This window comes from Pseudomonas nitroreducens NBRC 12694 (genome assembly GCF_002091755.1).
GTDB lineage: Bacteria > Pseudomonadota > Gammaproteobacteria > Pseudomonadales > Pseudomonadaceae > Pseudomonas > Pseudomonas nitroreducens.
Genome location: NZ_BDAI01000002.1, coordinates 575,569 through 590,301 on the forward strand (window position 1 = coordinate 575,569; position 14,733 = coordinate 590,301).

Consider the following 14,733-nt stretch of genomic DNA (forward strand, 5'->3'; position numbering starts at 1 on the left):
AGCAGATTTCATGCCCGAAAAGACTGCCAGCACCGCCCAACTCGTCGAAGACGCACGCTACCGCCTACTGGTCGAGGCGGTAACCGACTATGCCATCTATATGCTCGACCCCGATGGTCGGGTCAGTAGCTGGAGCTCCGGTGCTCAGCGGCTGAAGGGCTACGCCGCCGATGAAATCCTCGGCGAGCATTTCTCGCGGTTCTATACGCCCACTGATCGCGAGGCCGGCCTGCCCGAGCGGGCACTGGGCGAAGCGGCGCGGGTCGGCCGTTACGAGAGCGAAGGTTGGCGCCTGCACCGCGATGGCAGTTCGTTCTGGGCCCACGTCGTGATCGACGCCATCCGCAGCAGCGAAGGCGAGTTGCTGGGCTTTGCCAAGATCACCCGTGACCGCACCGAACAGCATGAGACGGAGCTGGCCCTGCGGCGCAGCGAGCAGCAGTTCCGCCTGCTGGTCAATGGCGTGACCGACTATGCCCTGTACATGCTCGATGCCGAGGGCAATGTCACCAGCTGGAACTCCGGAGCCGAACGAATCAAGGGCTACCATCCGGAGGAAATCATCGGCCGCCGCTTCGATTGTTTCTACTGCGACGAGGACCGCCAGGCCGGCGTCCCGCGGGCCAGCCTGGATACTGCACTGGCCGAGGGGCGCTACGAGGAAGAGCGCTTGCAGATGCGCAAGGACGGCTCGCGCTTCTGGGCCAATATCGTCATTGATCCGGTGTTCGACGACACCGGCAAGCTGCTGGGGTATGCCAAGATCACCCGCGACATCACCGACAAGCGCCGCGCCCAGGAAGAGCTGGAGCGCGCTCGCGATGAGCTGATCCAGTCGCAGAAGATGGAGTCCCTGGGCCAGCTTACCGGTGGCGTCGCCCACGACTTTAATAACCTGCTGACGGTGATCCTCGGCGGTCTTCAACTGCTCGAACGGCAGTTACCGAAGGATAATGAGAAGATCCAGACCATCTGGCGCAATGCCCTGGAGGCGACTCGCCGTGGCGCCCAGCTGACGCAGCGGATGCTGGCGTTCGCCCGCAAGCAGCGGCTGTTCCCGCAGCCGATCGAACTGCCGGCGCTGCTGCAGGACATGAGCGAACTGCTGGTCAGCTCCCTGGGCCCGACCATCAGCCTGGAGACCCGCTTTCCGCTTCAGCTGGACTGCGTGATGAGCGACCAGAACCAGCTGGAGCTGGCGATCATCAACCTGGCCACCAACGCTCGGGACGCCATGCCAGGCGGTGGCCGCATCACCTTTTCGGCACGCAACGCCCTCGTCGGGCCGCAGCAGAGCGGCAAGCTGGCGCCGGGGGAGTACGTGTGCCTGGCTGTGACCGACTCGGGACAGGGCATGGACGAGGATACCCTGCGTCGCGCCGCCGAGCCTTTCTTCACCACCAAGCCCACCGGCAAGGGCACCGGGCTGGGGTTGTCCATCGTCCACGGCCTGGCGCAGCAGCAGGGTGGAGCGCTGCTGCTGCGCAGTACGCCGGGGCAGGGCACTACGGCGGAAATCTGGTTGCCGGCGGTGAAGCCGAAGGCGGGGCTGGAGGTGGCGGAGGACCCGCAAACGGTCGTGCGGGCCGAACCGAACGAACCATTGGCGCTGCGAGTGCTGGTGGTGGATGACGATGCGCTGGTCCTGGCCGGCACCAGCGCGTTATTGGCCGACCTCGGCTGCATGGCGGCGCGAACCGACTCGGCGCGAGCGGCCCTGCAGTTGCTGGAGCAATCGGCGTTCGATTTGATGATCACCGACTTCGCCATGCCGGACATGGACGGCATGCTGCTGATACAGCAGGCGCGCCAGTCCTATCCAGAGCTGACCTGCGTGCTTACCACTGGCTACGCCGGACGGGTGGATACCCTGGCCGACTCGTTGCTGAGCCTGCCCAAGCCGTTCGATCGCGATCAGTTGCTGGCACTGCTGTTGCGAGTGAAAAGCGGCGGGTAGAAAAAGCGAACCTCCCAGTCCCGGGCGCAGCCCAATAGGGACTGCCAATGCTCAGGAGGTTCTGTCATGCACGCCCACTCGTATGCCCAGCGACCGGAGCCACAGGAAGCTCCGCCCGACCGTGAGAGCCAGATTCCCGAGGACTTTCCCGAGGAGGTGCCGATGCAGCAGCCTCCGGAGGAGCCGGTACCCCGGCCGGAGCAATAGCCGCCTGCTGCGCCCCTACGGGAGCGCGCCATACCTGTGCGCATGGCGCGCCTCTTCTGCTCAGGTGCTCAGGACGATAGCTGTGTGCGTAATCGAGGTCAGTGCCGTGTCGGCCGGCGTTTCGGACGCAGGCCTTCGGCGACCTCCACCTCGATCAGCGAGCCGGGGTCTTCATTGCCCGGGTCATTGATGCCGGGCTCGGCCATGGCAGAGTCCAGGCTGCCCTGGGGCATCAGGCCTTCGCTGCGGTCGCGGAGGTCGAGCAGCGGCAGCAGATCGTCGTGGAATTCCTGCTGCTGCGTCTCGGAAAGCGCGGCGAAACCGTGGTTGAGGATATAGCGGGCGAGGACTTCCTGACGGCTGTCAGCCACCAGCGCGCCTTCGTCGAGCAGGCGACGAAGGCCCTCTGTGCGCTCAAGATCGCGGTGTTCGTTGCAGCCCATCGTTCGCACCTCCCAGATCGGTTCCAGCGCGAGTGGTTAAGCGTGTGCGGCTCGGTATGAGCACTGGCAGTCGGCGATATCTTTGTGGCTGCCTGATCGGAAGACCGGCGCCGGGCGCGGCCGTTCGCGGCGAGGGACGAACGGTCCCGGTCCTGCACGCCAGGCTGCCATCGCATTCCGGCATGGCCGGCATCGACCTATGGTATTGGCCGGACGCGGCGCGCGGCTCTTAGCATCTCGGATGTCTTCCCCGACAACGAGAACAACAAGTGGATCTGGGTAAAATCCTGCGCCGTAGCGCGCTTTACTGGCCTGACCGCGAAGCCGTGGTCGATTCCCGCCAACGCATCACCTTCGCCGACCTCGAACGCCGCACCAACCGACTGGCCTCGGGCCTGCTGGCGCTGGGGCTGGAGTCGGGCGCCCATGTGGCGATCCTGGCGCTCAACCGTGTCGAACTGGTGGAGGCGGAGATCGCCTTCTACAAGACCGCCATGGTCAAGGTGCCGATCAATGCGCGCCTGGCTGCCGATGAAGTCCTCAGCGTGCTGAAGGATTCGCGCAGCCAGGCGGTGATCGCCGATGCGACCTTCGCCCGGCTGATCGACCAGCGACGCGCCGAGCTGCCGGACCTGCAGCTGATAGTTCCGCTGGCGGACGAGGGGGGCGACGTGCCCTACGAGCAGGTCCTCGAGCGAGGCTCGGAGGCTCCCATCAGCTGCGACCCCGCCGACGACGCCCTGGCCGTGCTGCACTACACCTCCGGCAGCTCCGGCGTGCTCAAGGCCGCCATGCTCAGCGTCGGCAACCGCAAGGCGCTGGTGCGCAAGAGCATCGCCAGCCCCACCGGTCGCTCCGGCCCTGGTGACGTGATGGCCCACGTCGGCCCGATCACCCACGCCAGCGGCATGCAGATCCTGCCGCTGCTGGCCGCCGGTGCCTGCAACCTGCTGGTGGAGCGTTACGACGACCGCCTGCTGCTGGAGACCATTGAGCGCGAACGGGTTACCCGTCTGTTCCTGGTGCCGGCAATGATCAACCGCCTGGTGAACTTCCCTGCTGTGGAAACCTACGACCTGAGCAGCCTGCGCCTGGTGATGTACGGCGCTGCTCCTATGGCACCGGCGTTGGTGCGACGTGCCATGCAGGTGTTCGGACCGATCCTCGCCCAGGGCTACGGCGCTGGCGAGACCTGCTCACTGGTTACCGTGCTCACCGAACAGGACCACATCGCCGCGCTGGATGACCCCAAACGTCTGGCTTCCTGCGGACGCTGTTACTTCGACACCGACCTGCGGGTGGTCAACGAGGACTTCGAGGACGTGAAGGCCGGCGAGATCGGCGAGATCGTCGTGCGCGGGCCGGACATCATGCAGGGCTACTGGCAGGCGCCGGAGCTGACCGCCGAGGTCATGCGCGACGGCTACTACCTCACCGGCGATCTCGCCACGGTGGATGAGCACGGCTACGTGTTCATCGTCGACCGCAAGAAGGAAATGATCATCTCCGGCGGCTTCAACATCTACCCGACCGAAGTGGAGCAGGTGCTCTACAGCCTGCCGGAAATCTTCGAGGCGGCGGTGGTTGGCGTACCTGATGAGCAATGGGGCGAGGCGATCAAGGCGGTGGTGGTGCTCAAGCCTGGCATGCAGCTGGACGAGGCACGGATCATCGAGCTGTGCGCCGCGCAGCTGGCCGGCTTCAAGAAGCCGCGCAGCGTGGACTTCGTCGGCGAACTGCCGAAGAACCCCAACGGCAAGATCGTGCGCCGCCTGGTGCGCGAGCCCTACTGGCAGAACCAGGATCGGCGGATCTGAGGAAAATGACCATGCAAGCTGACTCTCTGCAAACGAGCTCCGTGCACGCGAGCTATCCGGGTATTCAGCCCAGCGCCAAAGCGCAGGCGATCATCGACGATCTGCGCGGCTTCCTGCGCGAAGAGCTGCAGCCGCTGGAGCAGCGCGAAGGCATCCGCTTTGGCGAAAAGCACTCCCGCGAGCTGCTGCGCAATCTGTGGAAGCGCTCCTGCGAGCGCGGCTTTTACAACATCATGCTGCCCGAAGAGCTTGGCGGCGCCGGCCTGGGTATCGCCGACCTGTGCGCAGTGAAGGAAGCCGCTGCCAGCAGCGGCGCGGTGCTGGCCGCCCATGTGCTGGGCGAGCTGAGCGGCCCGCCGCGAGTCGGCCACCTGTTCCGCGTGGCCAGCGAGGAGCAGATCGAGCACTTCCTGCGCCCGGTGTGCCGTGCCGAGAAGGCCGTGTGTTTCGCCCTGACCGAGGCTGAGGCTGGCTCCGACGCCACGGCGATCAGGACCAGCGCGCGTCTGGAGGGTGATCACTACGTACTGGACGGCGCCAAGCGCTACATCTCCGGCGCGCCCTACGCGGACTTCGCCGTGCTGCTGGCGGTGACCGGGCCGGGCAAAGGCGCGGAAGGCATCTCGGCATTCTTTGTCGATCTGTCGGCGCCGGGGGCGAAGGTGGTTTCCGACTATCAGGCGATGTCCGGCCCCGGTACCCACGGTGACATCCTCCTCGAAGGGGTGAAGGTGCCGGTGGCGCACCGCATCGGCGCGGAAGGCAAGGGATTCAAGCTGGCCATGGGGCGCATCACCCTGAACCGCCTGCTGCATTGCGCGACCATGCTCGGCATGGCCGAGCTGGCGCTGAACCTGTCGGTGGATTACGCGCGCTCGCGGGTGCAGTTCGGCCGACCGATCGGCATGTTCCAGGCGGTCAGCCACATGATCGCTGACATGGCCACAGAGCTGTATGCCGCGCGCAGCATGATGTACGCCACGGCGGCCAGCTACGACGGGGGCGGTGACATCCGCACCCAGTCGTCGATGTGCAAGGTGTTCAGCTCGGAAACCGCCTTCCGCATTGCCGACCGCGCAGTGCAGGTGCATGGCGGAGCCGGGTTGATCAATGGCCATCCGGTGGAGTGGCTGTTCCGCGCGACCCGTATGATGCGCATCCTCACCGGCACCAGTGAAATCCAGCGCAACACCATCGCCAAGGGCATCCTGATGCCCGACTGATCGGCGGGACACTCAGGCACTGCACCCGACAAGAACAAGAGAGATAAGCGACATGCAAGATTCTTCTGCTAAAGAGCATGCCTACCAGCCCCGCCGGGCCTGGACGGTCGCCTTCCTGCTGGCGGCAATGATGCTGGTGAACTTTCTCGACAAGGTGGTCACCGGCCTGGTGGCGGTGCCGATGATGAAGGAGCTGGACCTGACGCCAGCGGAGTTCGGCCTGGTCGGCGGCAGCCTGCACTGGCTGTTCTCCCTCTCCGCGGTGGTCGGTGGCTTCCTCGCCAACCGCCGCTCCACCCGCTGGCTGTTGCTGGGCATGGGCGCCTTCTGGGCGCTGGTGCAGTTGCCGATGCTCTATGCCACTTCGCTATGGACGCTGGTGGCCTGCCGGGTGCTGCTCGGTGTGGGCGAGGGGCCGGCTTCGCCGGTCGCCACCCATGCGCTGTACAAGTGGTTCCCGGACGAGCGCCGCAGCCTGCCGGTCGCGCTGCTGCACTCGGGCAGCGCAATGGGCCTGCTGATCGCCGGGCTGATGATCCCGTGGGTCAGCACCCATTACGGCTGGCGCAGCAACTTCGCCGTGCTGGCGGTGCTCGGGCTGGCGTGGTGCGTGGCCTGGCTCCTGCTCGGTAGCGAAGGCCAATTGGCCGATGGGAAACGCAGCGGGCAGGGCGCCGAACGCTTGCCTTACCGCCGTCTGCTGGGCGACAGCACGGTGCTGGCCAACTATTTCTGCCACTTCGCCGCCAACTGGTCGCTGGCGCTGACACTGACCTGGGTGCCGGCCTACCTGGAGAGCGGCCTGGGCCTGAGCGCGATGAACGCCGGGCGGCTGTTTGGCCTGTTCGTGCTGGTGACCATGCCGCTGAGCCTGTTCATGGCGTGGCTGTCGCAGCGCCTGTTGCGCGCCGGGTTGTCGTCGCGGGTGGCCAGGGGCGTATTCGTCTCGGCTTGCCTGATGGCCAGCGGCGTGCTGTCCATCAGCCTGCTGGCGGACCTGCCGGTGGCGCTGCGCATGACCTACATGACCCTCAGCGGCGGCCTGGCGCTGGTAATGTACTCCGTGGGCCCGGCGATGCTTGCCGAAGTCACGCCCACCGCGCAGCGCGGCAGCATCCTGGCTATCGGCAATGCCTTCGCCTCGCTGGCGGGGCTGAGCGCGCCCATCGTCACCGGCTTCCTGGTACAACGCTCCGGTGGCCTGGATGGAGCAGGTTACGCCCACGGTTTTGCGGTCAGCGGAGTGCTGCTGGTGGTGGCGGGACTGGTCGGCCTGGCCTGGCTGCGCCCGCAGCGTTCGCGGGCGCAGTTGTCGATGGCGTTGCTCAGCCCCAGCTGAGCTTCCCCGCGTATCGCGGTCAATCGAGGAGATTGACCGCCGGCAGAGGCGAGCGCGCGATCAGCTCGCCTTTCCACGCTCCGCTGGCCACCGCTTCCACCAGCAGCTCGCGCACCAGGTCATGCACGCAGGACGCCGCGAAGCTCAGCGGCTTGTGCGCCGAGTGGGCGATGGAAACGGTGCGCTCGATCTGCGGCTCGACGATGCGCCGAGCCAGCGGCTGCGAAGCCACCTCGATGGGCGGCCAGTTGCTGATGGTCGCCGCCAGCCCGCTGACCACCAGGCCGGTGATTCCCACGGCGGACTGCTGCTCGTACTTCACATTCAGCTCGACCCCGGCTGACATCGCCGCCTGCTCGATACGCCGGCGCAGGTGCATGCTGCGCGGCGGCATCACCAGCGGCTGGCTGAGCGCCTCGGCCAGGGTCACGGTGTCGCCTTCGCTGGCCAGCGGCAGGCGTCCGACCCAGTAGAGCTGCTCGACGAAGATCGGCTCGGCAATGACGCCCTCCAGCTCCTCGGCGTTGGGCACGATGCCGAAATCCACCTTGCCCAGCTCGATGGCTTCACCACCTTCCTTGCTCAGGCCGTCGCGCACCACAAGGTCGATGCCGGCGAACTTCTCCTGCACACGGCGGATGATCGTCGGCAGCAGCAGGGCAGAGGTGGTCACTGGAATCGCCACCGACACCCTCCCGCGCGGATCGCCGCGGCTGGACATCAGCTCGTCCTTCACCGAATCGATCTTCTGCACCACCGAGCGGGCCACCTCATAGAGGCGCCGGCCGGCATCGGTGAGATCAACGCCGTCGTGCTGGCGCAGCAGCAACTGCACTTCCAGCTCACTCTCCAGCATGCCGATCTGCCGGCTCAGCGCCGGCTGGGCGATATACGCCTTGCGGGCGGCGGCGGAGAAGCTGCCGGCTTCGGCGATGGCGATCAGGTAACGCAACTGCTTGAGGGTCATCGTCGTGCCTTTCCGGCCATGCCGGTTTGTTATGGGGCCCATCTGAAGACGATATTTGTTCGTCGTCCGGCGGCTATTTAGTATCGACTCATCCGCGCAGATCAAGGGACGGTAACGATAAGAAAACAATTTCGGAAGTATCCTGAAAGTTCATTCGAAGAATAATTCTTCTCTTCAAAATATCCAGATAATTCAATCATCTGAGATCGATAGTTCATGTTGCCTCATGTGCTTTCGAGGATGAATTTGTATTGCCTGCAGATCGCTCGAACAAGAATAAAGAGGATAAGAGTGATGACGCCGAAAGTTCGCATCATGGTGCGAGGTTCATGGCTATTGGTCGCAACTTGCGCCTGCCATCCCGCCTGGGGTTTCACCTTCGACATCGGGGAAATCCAGGGCCAGCTCGACTCCGCGCTGTCGCTGGGCGCGAGCCTGTCCACCCACAACCCGGAACAGCGCCTGATGCGCAGCGCCTCGGGCGATGACGGCCGTCGCAACTATCGCGCAGGCGACGTGTTCTCGAAGATCTTCAAGGGCCGCCATGACCTGGAGCTGAAATACGGCGACAGCGGTGTGTTCCTGCGCGGCAGCTACTGGTACGACTACGCCTTGCGTGACGAGAGCCAGCGCTTCAAGGACGTCGAGGACAACGGACGCAAGAACGCCAACAAATCCGCCGGCTTCGAGTTGCTCGATGCCTTCGTCTACCACAACTTCCAGATCGCCGATGAGCCGGGTTCGGTGCGCCTGGGCAAGCAGGTGGTGAACTGGGGTGAAAGCACTTTCATCCAGGGCGGCCTGAACGTGGTCAACCCGACCAACCTGTCGGCTATCCGCCGGCCAGGCTCGGAGGTGAAGGACGCACTGGTGCCGGTGAACCTGTTCTACGTGACGCAGAACCTCAGCGAGAACCTCTCCGCCGACTTTTTCTACCAGTTGGACTGGGAACAGACCAACCTGGACAACTGCGGCACCTTCTTCTCCAACAATGACTACATCCCCGACGGCTGCTCCGGTCTGGACGTGGGCAGGAATCTCAGCGGCAACGCCGCCGCGGTGCGTGCGCTGACGCCGTTCGGCGTGGACCTGACCAGCGAAGGCATCCGCCTGCAGCGTGCCGCCGACCAGGATGCGCGCAACAGCGGGCAGTGGGGCCTGTCGCTGCACTGGTTCGTACCGGCGCTGGACACCGAATTCGGCGTCTACGCCGCCAACTACCATAGCCGCCTGCCATACACCGGCTCGATCAGCAGCCCGTACCTGACCAACACCGACTTCGTGCCGCAGCTCTGCGGCAACCTCGGTCTGTCCGGAGCGGCCTGCAACGGCCTGATGAACAGCAGCGCCGGCAAGACGCTGACCGATGCACTGCGCATGGGCACTTCCAGCTACTTCGTCGAGTACCCCGAAGACATCCGCCTGTACGGCCTGACCTTCGCCACCACGTTGTCCAGTGGGACTGCACTGCAGGGCGAGTTGAGCTACCGGCCGAACCTGCCCCTGCAGTTCAACGGCCCTGACCTGATCCAGTCCGGCCTCGGCGATCCGTCGCGCACGCCGTTGTACAACAGCGGTGTCGTGGCTTACGCCGACAGCAACGCCACCGACGGCTACCGCCGCAAGGAAGTGACCCAGGCGCAGATGACCGCCACCCAGAGCGTCAGCCAGGTCATGGGCGCCGATCAGCTGGTGCTGGTGGGCGAGGTGGGCGCCACCTTCGTCGGCGGCCTGGAAGGCAACGGCGGCCCGCGCTATGGGCGCAACAGCACCTTCGGCTCCGGCGAACTGGCCAACAACGCGGTGTGCATCGCCAACTCGGCTACACCAGAGAACTGCAACAACGACGGCTTCGTCACGTCCTTCTCCTGGGGCTACCGCGCCCGCGCGATCTGGAACTACGCCAATGCCATCGCCGGCATCGACCTCAAGCCGGGGATTTCCTGGTCCCACGATGTGAAGGGCTACGCGCCGGCGGAAGTCTCGGGCTTCAACGAGGGCGCCAAAGCCATCGGCCTGTCGCTGGATGCGGACTTCAACAGCACCTACAACGCCGGCATTTCCTACACCAACTACATCGATGGCGACTACGGCATTCGCGGTGACCGCGACTTCGTCTCGCTGTCGGTCGGCATCAACTTCTAAGCGGAGCCTGCCTCTTGAAACGCTTCCATTGTGTGTTATCCGCCATCCTCCTGGCCCAGGGCTCGGCCCTCGTGCTCCAGGAGGCCTGTGCCGCCGTCTCGGCCGGAGACGCCGCCAAGCTGCAAGTCTCCCTGACCCCCATCGGCGCCGAGCGTGCCGCCAGTACCGACGGCAGGATTCCGGCCTGGCAGGGCGGGCTATCCGGCGACGGCCTGAAGATCCAGGGCAACGGTACGCCGGCCGACCCTTATGCCGCGGACAGGCCGCTGTTCACCATCGATGCGAGCAACTACGAGCAGTACCAGGCCAACCTCAGCGCCGGGCAGATTGCACTGCTCAAGCGCTATCCCGGCCAGTACAAGCTGCCGGTGTACCCCAGCCGCCGCAGCGCGGGCGTCTCCGGGCAGGTGAAAGGCTGGGCTGCGCACAACGCCACTGGCGCCAGACTGGTGAACGACGGCAATGGCATCGAAGGTTTCCACGGTGCGGTGGCCTTTCCGATCCCGCAGAACGGCCTGGAAGCGATCTGGAACCACATCACCCGCTATCGCGGCGGAAGCCTGTTGTCCGTCAACGACAGCGCAGCGCCCCAGGCGAGCGGCGACTATGTAATCACCACCACCGAGCAGCGCTTCACCATGGCCGATCAGGTCAGCAACTACGAGCCGGGCAAGGTGGACAACATGTTGTTCTACTACAGCCACCGCATCACCGCGCCCTCGCGCCAGGTGGGCGAGGTGGTGCTGGTCCACGAGACTCTGGACCAAGTGAAGCAGCCGCGCCTGTCCTGGGTCTACAGCTCCGGCCAGCGCCGCGTGCGCCGCGCACCGGACAACGCCTACGACGCCGCCGGACCGACCACCGCCGGCCTGCGCACCGCCGACAGCCGCGACATGTACAACGGCGCGCCGGATCGCTACGACTGGAAGCTGATCGGCAAGAAGGAGCTTTTCATTCCCTACAACAGCTACCGCCTGGCCTCGCCGAGCCTGAAGTATGCAGACTTTCTCAAGCCCGGCGTGATCGACTCCGCGCCGACCCGCTACGAGCTGCACCGTGTCTGGGAAGTGGAGGCGACGCTGAAACCGGGCGCGCGGCACATCTACTCCAAGCGCCGCTTCTACCTCGACGAGGACAGCTGGACCGTGGTGGAGAACGATCAGTATGACAGCCGTGGCGAGCTCTGGCGGATCGGCGAGAACCACACCTTCTACCGCCCGGACGCGCAGGTGCTGTTGTCCGCCGCGCAGGTGTTCTACGACCTGCAGGCCGGGCGCTACATCGCTTCGAACATGAGCAACGAGCAGCCGCGGGGCTATGACTTCGGTTTCCGCGCCACCACCTCGGATTACTCGCCCGGCGCCTTGCGCGGACTGGGTATCCGCTGATGGGCGAACACCAATGAGCCTTCATCCATGAAGGGCGACCGCAGCCGCCTGGCCGACCGCCTGCTGGGCGGCGGCCAGGAACCGGACCCGCGTTTCAGCCTGGCCAACGAGCGCACCTTCCTGGCCTGGATTCGCACCTCCCTGGCGCTGCTGGCGGGCGCCGTCGCGGTGGACGCATTCATCGGCCCCGCTCTGACGGGATCCTCGCGAACCTTCCTGGCGCTGCTGCTGGCTTGTCTCGGCCTACTGACCGCCGGGGCCGCCGGATTGCGCTGGTTGGGCGTTGAGCGCGCACTGCGCCATGGACGGCCCTTGCCGGTGCCGCTGCTGGTGCCGCTGCTGGCACTGACCTGTGTCGTACTGGCTGCCGGGCTGATCGGCTTCCGGCAATGAGCCGCGATAACGGATTGCAGGCCGAGCGCACCACGCTGGCCTGGATGCGAACCTTGTTGCTTATGCTGGTGCTGGCGGCGATGGTGCTGCGGCGCATCGCCGAGCTGTCCGTGCTGGCGCTGATACCCGCGGCGTTGCTGGTGGGCTGCGTGCTGGTCTGCCTGGTCGGGCAGGGCGGCCACTACCGGCGCAGTTGTCGAATGCTCGCCGGAGATCACCAGGGCGGCACCGGCTACGCCGTGGCCTGCCTGTGTCTGGCGCTAATACTCATCGCCGGCTTGCTGCTCGGCCTGATCCTGCTGCACGACGAAACCTGACCATGCACGACCTGTACGATCTTGACCTGAACCTGCTGTCGGTCTTCGACGCAATCTACCAGCAGCGCAGCATCACCCGTGCGGCTCGACTCATGGGCCTGAGCCAGCCTGCGGTGAGCAACGCCCTGAGTCGCCTGCGCAAGCATTGCGGCGACCCGCTGTTCCTCAAGAGCCATCTGGGTGTGACGCCCACCGTGGCGGCGCACCGGCTGGCCGATCACGTGCGCCTGGCCTTCGAGAGCCTGCGCGAAGGCTGGCGTCAGGTGCCGGGGCGCGAGCCTTCCACGCCCGAACTGCGGGTCAGCTGCATCGACTGCCTGCAGCCGCTGTTCCTCGACACGGCACTGGCGCGGCTTGGCGAGAGCTGGCGGGTAACCTTCTACCAGCCGCAACGCCGCGCAGCCTTCGACGAACTGCGTGGTGGCCAGCTGGACATTCTGCTGGACATCGATCAGGTGGTGCCCTTCGGCTACGGCATCGAGCGCATCACGGTGCTGACGGACTACTACGTCTTCGCCCACGGCGCGGCGCTGGAGCAACCGCCGCAATCCCTGGTCGACTACCTGCGCCTGCCGCAGGTTCAGGTATCCGCCCGGCGCTCGGGCTTGTGTCCGGTGGACCTGCAGCTAGGCTTGCGCGGGCTGCGCCGGAACATTGCCTGCCGGGTGCAGAGCGTGCTGGCCGCGCGCGTGATGCTCGACCGGCATCCGCTGGGAGTGACTTTACCGGCGCGCATGGCCGGCATATTGGGCCTGAGCAGCCAGCCACTGCCCCTGGACGGAGCCGTGGCATTCCCCGTGGCCATCTACATCGCCCCCGGCCTGGACGATGGCGGGCGAATCGCCGGCCTGGCGCGGGCACTGGCGTCACGCCTGGCAGCGCTGGTCGTGGCAGCTTAGGTATCGTCGTTGCTGACGACGCGGTTGCGGCCGGTCTGCTTGGCGCTATACAGGCGCTGGTCGGCCTGCTTGAGCACGGCATCGGAGGAAAGCGACGTGCGGCCGCCCACGGCCACGCCGATGGACACCGTGACCTTGCCGACCTGGGGAATCAGTGTGCCGGCGACCGTTTCGCGGATACGCTCGGCGATGCTGCGGGCCGCTTCCAGGTTGGTTCCCGGCAACAGCAGGACGAATTCCTCGCCTCCGGAGCGACACGCCAGGTCTTCGCTGCGGGAGGAGTCGCGCAGTACGCCGGCGACCCGCCGCAGAGCCTCGTCGCCAGCGTCATGGCCCCAACTGTCGTTGACTCGCTTGAAGTGGTCGATATCCAGCAGCAGCACCGCGTAGGACAGCCCGGACTGCTCCAGTGCTGCCAGGGCTGCGCCGAGGGCGCGGCGATTGGCCAGACCGGTGAGCGCGTCGCTCTGGGCTTCCTGGCTGAGCCGGCCGAGCTTCTGCTGCATGAGCCCTACGCCCGTCAACAGCGCCTGGCGAATGGCCGCGGCCTCGCGGTACCAGGTCCTGATGGCGCGCAGCTCGCCCGGTGTTTCCGGTGCCGACAGGCGCTCGGCGCTGTAGGCCAGTTGCCGCAGCGGTCGGGTGATCAACAGCGCGCCGCCCCAGATCAGCAGCACGCCGAGCAGGCTGGCGGGGATCAGTCCGAAGAACATGTCCTTCATCAGCAGGCCCAGCGGCGCAAGGCTCAGGTCGCGGGGCTGCTGCGCCACCACGGCCCAGTTGGCCTCAGGCACCTGGGCGTAGCCGGCGAGCATTTCCACGCCTTGGGTGTTGGGCACCTCCATTGCGCCGGTTTCCCCGCGCAACGCGGCTTCCACCGTCGGGCTTCCCTTGAGCAGCTCGCCGACGCGCTGGGCCTCGGGATGGTGCAGCAGGCGGCGGTTGGCGTCGGCGACGAAGGCATAGGTGCCCTCGTGGTGGAAGTGGCTGCCGATGATGGTGTGCAGTACGCTTTGCTTGAGGATGTAGACCGAGCCGCCGACCAGCCCGAGGTATTCGCCGGAAGGGCTGACGATGGGCTGGGAGATGAACACCACCAGGTTGCCGGCGATGGACACATACGCCTGGCTGACCACTGGCTGCTTGAGTTGCAGGGCCTGCTGCACACCCACCGAGCGCAGCGTGGTGCCGACTATCTGCAGCGAGTCAGGGTAGGCCTCCAGGACCTTGCCGTGAGCATCGACGATGGCGATGGAGTTGAAGTAAGTGTCCTGGGATTGCAGGCGCATCGCTTCGGCGCGCAACACCCCGCGATCCCCCTGATGCGTTGCGAGGATATTGGCGCTGAAGGCCAGGTTGCGCTGCGCCGAATCGATAAACTCGCTGATGCTGGAGGCGACCTTGGCGGCATAGGCGCGGTTGGCCTCCAGGGTGGTATGGATCAGCGCCGAACGTTGCACGGTATAGGCCACGACCAGGCTGTTGCCGAGGGTCGCCAGGGCGGCGAGCAGGACGAAGAGCAGGATCAGCAGCCGCAGGGTCAGCGGCTTGCGGCTCCAGCGCTTCATGCGGCCACCGCAGGTGGGCGAGGCGCACCGGGAGCTTCGACGAGGGGGCAGTTCTCTGCGCCGGGGCGCG

12 protein-coding genes are annotated in these 14,733 nt (G+C 65.8%); 9 read left to right on the forward strand and 3 right to left on the reverse strand.

Annotated elements, in window-relative coordinates; all coding sequences use genetic code 11:
• The first annotated feature begins 10 nt into the window (after nucleotides 1-10).
• Complete coding sequence (locus PNI01S_RS08475) at nucleotides 11-1,957, forward strand: hybrid sensor histidine kinase/response regulator (RefSeq protein ID WP_084357822.1); 1,947 nt, start codon at nucleotides 11-13, stop codon at nucleotides 1,955-1,957.
• 305 nt (nucleotides 1,958-2,262) lie between these two features.
• Here the strand turns inward: PNI01S_RS08475 and PNI01S_RS08480 are convergent, their stop codons facing one another.
• The gene (locus tag PNI01S_RS08480; RefSeq protein ID WP_065083820.1) at nucleotides 2,263-2,607 is read right to left on the reverse strand and encodes a hypothetical protein; all 345 of its coding nucleotides are present in this window, start codon (nucleotides 2,605-2,607) and stop codon (nucleotides 2,263-2,265) included.
• Between the two features lie 269 nt (nucleotides 2,608-2,876).
• Between PNI01S_RS08480 and PNI01S_RS08485 the strand changes: the two genes are divergently transcribed.
• The 3 genes from PNI01S_RS08485 to PNI01S_RS08495 are packed head-to-tail and all read left to right on the forward strand — an operon-like array spanning nucleotide 2,877 to nucleotide 6,986.
• Nucleotides 2,877-4,424 carry an AMP-binding protein gene (locus PNI01S_RS08485; RefSeq protein ID WP_037013556.1) on the forward strand — a complete coding sequence of 516 codons (1,548 nt, stop codon included), beginning with the start codon at nucleotides 2,877-2,879 and terminating at the stop codon, nucleotides 4,422-4,424.
• Nucleotides 4,425-4,429: 5 nt separating this feature from the next.
• Nucleotides 4,430-5,647, forward strand: a complete 1,218-nt coding sequence (locus PNI01S_RS08490) for an acyl-CoA dehydrogenase family protein (protein WP_200890618.1) — start codon at nucleotides 4,430-4,432, stop codon at nucleotides 5,645-5,647.
• Between the two features lie 52 nt (nucleotides 5,648-5,699).
• Nucleotides 5,700-6,986, forward strand: coding sequence for an MFS transporter (locus tag PNI01S_RS08495; RefSeq protein ID WP_024762503.1), 1,287 nt, complete (start codon nucleotides 5,700-5,702; stop codon nucleotides 6,984-6,986).
• A 19-nt stretch (nucleotides 6,987-7,005) separates the two neighbouring features.
• On the opposite strand, the gene PNI01S_RS08500 is transcribed toward PNI01S_RS08495, so the two are convergent.
• Nucleotides 7,006-7,953 carry a LysR family transcriptional regulator gene (locus tag PNI01S_RS08500; protein WP_037013558.1) on the reverse strand — a complete coding sequence of 316 codons (948 nt, stop codon included), beginning with the start codon at nucleotides 7,951-7,953 and terminating at the stop codon, nucleotides 7,006-7,008.
• A gap of 294 nt (nucleotides 7,954-8,247) precedes the next feature.
• On the opposite strand from PNI01S_RS08500, the gene PNI01S_RS08505 reads away from it, so the two are divergent.
• From PNI01S_RS08505 to PNI01S_RS08525, 5 genes are read left to right on the forward strand one after another with little or no spacing between them, the layout of a single operon-like run.
• On the forward strand, nucleotides 8,248-10,098 hold the full coding sequence (locus PNI01S_RS08505) for a DUF1302 domain-containing protein (protein WP_084357824.1): 1,851 nt from the start codon (nucleotides 8,248-8,250) through the stop codon (nucleotides 10,096-10,098).
• Nucleotides 10,099-10,112: 14 nt separating this feature from the next.
• Nucleotides 10,113-11,486, forward strand: a complete 1,374-nt coding sequence (locus PNI01S_RS08510) for a DUF1329 domain-containing protein (protein WP_084357826.1) — start codon at nucleotides 10,113-10,115, stop codon at nucleotides 11,484-11,486.
• A gap of 27 nt (nucleotides 11,487-11,513) precedes the next feature.
• On the forward strand, nucleotides 11,514-11,879 hold the full coding sequence (locus PNI01S_RS08515; RefSeq protein WP_024762507.1) for a YidH family protein: 366 nt from the start codon (nucleotides 11,514-11,516) through the stop codon (nucleotides 11,877-11,879).
• A complete protein-coding gene (locus PNI01S_RS08520) occupies nucleotides 11,876-12,196 on the forward strand; it encodes a DUF202 domain-containing protein (RefSeq protein WP_084357828.1) in 321 nt (106 codons plus the stop codon). Before PNI01S_RS08515 ends, PNI01S_RS08520 begins: the two co-directional genes overlap by 4 nt.
• 2 nt (nucleotides 12,197-12,198) lie before the next feature.
• Nucleotides 12,199-13,095 (forward strand): LysR family transcriptional regulator, encoded by an 897-nt coding sequence (locus PNI01S_RS08525; RefSeq protein ID WP_052239074.1) that lies wholly within the window; start codon nucleotides 12,199-12,201, stop codon nucleotides 13,093-13,095.
• Here the strand turns inward: PNI01S_RS08525 and PNI01S_RS08530 are convergent.
• Nucleotides 13,092-14,663: a sensor domain-containing diguanylate cyclase gene (locus PNI01S_RS08530; RefSeq protein WP_037013564.1), complete on the reverse strand. Its 1,572-nt coding sequence runs from the start codon at nucleotides 14,661-14,663 to the stop codon at nucleotides 13,092-13,094. The two genes, PNI01S_RS08525 and PNI01S_RS08530, sit on opposite strands and share 4 nt — an antisense overlap.
• Nucleotides 14,664-14,733: the final 70 nt, after the last annotated feature.

Coding starts and splice junctions, on each gene's coding strand:
- PNI01S_RS08475 (WP_084357822.1), top strand. CDS start 11: ATGCCCGAAAAGACTGCCAGCACCGCCCAACTCGTCGAAGACGCACGC.
- PNI01S_RS08480 (WP_065083820.1), bottom strand. CDS start 2,607: ATGGGCTGCAACGAACACCGCGATCTTGAGCGCACAGAGGGCCTTCGT.
- PNI01S_RS08490 (WP_200890618.1), top strand. CDS start 4,430: ATGACCATGCAAGCTGACTCTCTGCAAACGAGCTCCGTGCACGCGAGC.
- PNI01S_RS08495 (WP_024762503.1), top strand. CDS start 5,700: ATGCAAGATTCTTCTGCTAAAGAGCATGCCTACCAGCCCCGCCGGGCC.
- PNI01S_RS08500 (WP_037013558.1), bottom strand. CDS start 7,953: ATGACCCTCAAGCAGTTGCGTTACCTGATCGCCATCGCCGAAGCCGGC.
- PNI01S_RS08505 (WP_084357824.1), top strand. CDS start 8,248: ATGACGCCGAAAGTTCGCATCATGGTGCGAGGTTCATGGCTATTGGTC.
- PNI01S_RS08515 (WP_024762507.1), top strand. CDS start 11,514: ATGAAGGGCGACCGCAGCCGCCTGGCCGACCGCCTGCTGGGCGGCGGC.
- PNI01S_RS08520 (WP_084357828.1), top strand. CDS start 11,876: ATGAGCCGCGATAACGGATTGCAGGCCGAGCGCACCACGCTGGCCTGG.
- PNI01S_RS08525 (WP_052239074.1), top strand. CDS start 12,199: ATGCACGACCTGTACGATCTTGACCTGAACCTGCTGTCGGTCTTCGAC.
- PNI01S_RS08530 (WP_037013564.1), bottom strand. CDS start 14,663: ATGAAGCGCTGGAGCCGCAAGCCGCTGACCCTGCGGCTGCTGATCCTG.